The organism is Pseudomonas sp. EGD-AK9, from assembly GCF_000465935.2.
Taxonomy (GTDB): domain Bacteria; phylum Pseudomonadota; class Gammaproteobacteria; order Pseudomonadales; family Pseudomonadaceae; genus Aquipseudomonas.
This window is the reverse complement of record NZ_AVOF01000343.1, coordinates 1-3334: the sequence shown is the minus strand read 5'-3', so window position 1 is coordinate 3334 and position 3334 is coordinate 1. Positions and strand designations below refer to the sequence as shown.

The following is a 3334-nucleotide window of genomic DNA, read 5'->3' as shown; positions in this document are numbered from 1 at the left end:
CGGCGTGCTGCTCTGGCTGTGCCTGCCCAACCAGCTCGGCGCCGGCGAAGCGCCGGAGGGCGGCCTGCCCTGGCGGCAGCCGCGCGCCTGGCTGATCAGCTGTTTCTTCGCCCTGCAGGCCGGGCTGTTCTATGCCCTGGCCACCTGGGTGGTGGCGCGCTACCACGAGGCCGGGCTGAGCCTGCTGCGCAGCAACTCGCTGCTCAGCCTCTCGATGCTGATGGGCCTGCCCAGCTCCTTCCTGTTGCCCTGGCTGGCGCAGCGCTTCGATGCCCGCTACTCGCTGCTGCTGGCCTGCGGCGCGCTGAGCAGCCTGTGTCTGGCGATGATCAGCTTTGCCCCGAGCGTGGTCCCCGAGCTCTGGGCGGTGCTGATCGGCTTCGGCCTCGGCGGCTCCTTCGCCCTGTCGCTGGTGCTGCCGCTGTACGAGGCCGGCTCGCCGCTGGCGGTCAGCCGCTGGACCGCGATGATGCTGTTCACCGGCTACGGCCTGGCCTGCATGACGCCGATTCTCACCGGCCTGGCGCGCGACCTGTCCGGCAGTTACCGCCTGCCGTTCGCCGCGCTCACCGGCCTGGCCCTGCTGATGACGCTGATCGCCTGGCTGCTCGGGCGCAGCCAGCGGCGCCAGCGGTGAAGAATTCGCGCCAGTTCCTTTCTTGCCCGCCGGGGCTGTGTTAGAAGGCGGTCTGTTTTTCCTGGAGTGCCGGTGTGGAGTCCGAATCCATCGTCTATGGCTGCATCCGCGACTGGCCCTCGGATGACCCCGAGCTGCGTCGCCTGCGCCGCGAAACCAACCACGGCGTGCTGGCCGAACTGCCGGCCGGCGACCTCTGGCCCTTCCTCGGCCGCGAGATGTTCTCCTTCTGCGAGCAGCCCGGCGCCGGCCTGTACCAGACCCAGGTGATCCACTTCGGCGCCAGCTACGGCGCGGTGGAGTACGAGTGGAACCTGTGGATCGAGGCCTTCGAGGCGCTGCTCAAGCGCCTGTACTGGGCCAATGCGGTGGTGCACCTGGAAACCGAGCTCAATGGCGTGCACACCTTCCGCTGGGAATCCGACAGCGGCTTTCACAGCCCCCAGGAGGGCGCCCTGCGCGTGCGTTGCGCCTGGGAACGCGAAGGCATGCTGCGCGGCTGAGGAGGCGAACGTGCTCAACTACCTGTGGTTCCTGCTCGCCGCGCTGCTGGAGATCGCCGGCTGCTACGCCTTCTGGATGTGGCTGCGGCTCGACCGCAGCGCCTGGTGGATAGTGCCCGGGCTGCTCAGCCTGGCGCTGTTCGCGCTGATCCTGACGCGGGTCGAGGCGGCGTTCGCCGGGCGTGCCTACGCCGCCTACGGCGGGGTCTATATAGTCGCTTCGCTGGCCTGGCTGGCGCTGGTCGAGAAGACCCGGCCGCTGGCCAGCGACTGGCTGGGCGCGGCGCTGTGCCTGGCGGGCGCCGCCATCATCCTGTTCGGGCCGCGCGTCGCGCCGTCCTGAACCGCGGGCCAGAGCGCTGCACTGCTTATAGAGAATCGAAGTAAAAAAGTTCCGCTGTCATGAAATCTTTATATATCGGCAACTGAGCTGAAATAACCCCTCGCCAAGATTCCCCCCAGCACGAACGAGCCCTGCGCTCGGGTGTTTTCAACACTAAAAGTCCAACAGGGGAATTTCTCGATGATCCGTAAGCACTTCGCCGGTTTCGCAGCCAGCGCCCTGGCCCTGGCCGTTTCCGCCCAGGCTTTCGCCGGCACCGTCACCACCGACGGCGCCGATATCGTGATCAAGACCAAAGGTGGCCTGGAAGTAGCGACTACCGACAAGGAGTTCAGCTTCAAGCTCGGCGGCCGCTTGCAGGCCGACTATGGCACTTTCGACGGTTTCTACACCCGCAACGGCAACAACGCCGACGCCGCCTACTTCCGTCGTGCCTTCCTGGAGCTCAGTGGCACCGTCTACAAGGACTGGAAGTATGTGCTGAGCTACGACCTCGCCCACAACGCCGGCAACAGCGACGACGGCTACTTCGACGAGGCGTCGATTGCTTACACCGGCTTCAACCCGGTCAACCTGCGCTTTGGTCGCTTCGATCCGGACTTCGGTCTGGAGAAGGCCACCAGCTCCAAGTGGATCACCGCCATCGAGCGTTCCGCCATCTATGAAATCGCCGACTGGGTCAACGGCCACGAGAACGGCATGGGCGTGCAGGCCAGCTCGGTTCTGGGCAACATGGCCTTCCTGTCCGGTGGCGTCAGCGCCAAGGACAGCAACGACACCGACGGCGAGAGCGTCAAACAGTTCAACGTGCGCGGCGTGTTCGCGCCGATGGCCGAGGCCGGCAATGTCCTGCACCTGGGTCTGAACTACGCCAACCGCGGTCTCGACGATGTCGCCGCAGACGGCCGTATCCGTCCGCGTCTGACCGTGCGGGGCGTGTCCACCAACGGCGGCAACGACGCCGGTACCAACGGCAACCGCGCCACCTTTGGCGGCTTCCAGGGCGTGGCTGGCGACTTCGACAACGACGCGGCCTGGGGTGCCGAACTGGCCTACGCCATGGGGCCGTTCTCGGCTCAGGCTGAATACCTGGCGCGCAAGCTGAAGGCTGACCGTGCCGGTATTGAAGACGTCGAAGCCAACGGTTACTACGCTCAGCTGGCCTACACCCTGACCGGCGAATCGCGCGGCTACAAGCTCGACGGCGCGAAGTTCGACAGCATCAAGCCGGAGAACAAGCAGCTCGGCGCCTGGGAAGTCTTCTACCGCTACGACAACATCAAGGTCGAAGACGACAACGTCACCGTGGCCACCGCCACCCGCGAAGTGGGCGACACCAAGGCCAAGCTGCACACCGTAGGCGTCAACTGGTACGTCAACGACGTGGTCAAGGTAGCCGCCAACTACGTCAAGGCCGAGACCGACAAGATCACCAACAACGTGGGTGACGACGACGGCGACGCTTTCGTGATGCGCATGCAGTACGCGTTCTGATTCAACGCCGACTCTGCTCCTGTTTGAGCCCCGCCTGATGGCGGGGCTTTTTTATTGCTCGCCACCCCTGGCGGCCATCCGGCGGGCCGGTGCCAGGCGAGGTTAAAAATGGCGCCCGGGCTTTTTTTCGCCCACGGCACAGGCCAGACTGCGCCCATGCCGATCATGACCCTGCACCGACTTGCCGACCTGGATCCAGCCAGCTGGGACGCGCTGCTGGCCGACGCCCAGCCCTTTCTGCGCCACGCCTTTCTCAGCGCCCTGGAAGACAGCGCCAGCGTCGGCGGGCGCAGCGGCTGGCAGCCGGCGCACCGGCTGTGGCTGGACCGGCACGGCGTGCTGCGCGCCGCCATGCCG

At 66.0% G+C, this 3334-nt stretch carries 5 protein-coding genes; all 5 read left to right on the top strand.

What is annotated here, in order from left to right:
* The coding region (locus tag N878_RS29015; RefSeq protein WP_021444566.1) for a CynX/NimT family MFS transporter at positions 1–637 on the top strand (637 nt) is incomplete at its 5' end.
* 74 nt (positions 638–711) lie between these two features.
* Complete coding sequence (locus N878_RS15690; protein WP_021444565.1) at positions 712–1140, top strand: hypothetical protein; 429 nt, start codon at positions 712–714, stop codon at positions 1138–1140.
* A gap of 10 nt (positions 1141–1150) precedes the next feature.
* Entirely contained in the window at positions 1151–1483 is a 333-nt protein-coding gene (locus N878_RS15685) for a YnfA family protein (protein ID WP_021444564.1), read from the top strand.
* Positions 1484–1663: 180 nt separating this feature from the next.
* The gene (locus N878_RS15680; protein ID WP_021444563.1) at positions 1664–2977 is read left to right on the top strand and encodes an OprO/OprP family phosphate-selective porin; all 1314 of its coding nucleotides are present in this window, start codon (positions 1664–1666) and stop codon (positions 2975–2977) included.
* A 156-nt stretch (positions 2978–3133) separates the two neighbouring features.
* Positions 3134–3334: peptidogalycan biosysnthesis protein (locus tag N878_RS15675; RefSeq protein ID WP_031303262.1), on the top strand; the 201-nt coding region annotated here is incomplete at its 3' end.

Coding starts and splice junctions, on each gene's coding strand:
- N878_RS15680 (WP_021444563.1), top strand. CDS start 1,664: ATGATCCGTAAGCACTTCGCCGGTTTCGCAGCCAGCGCCCTGGCCCTG.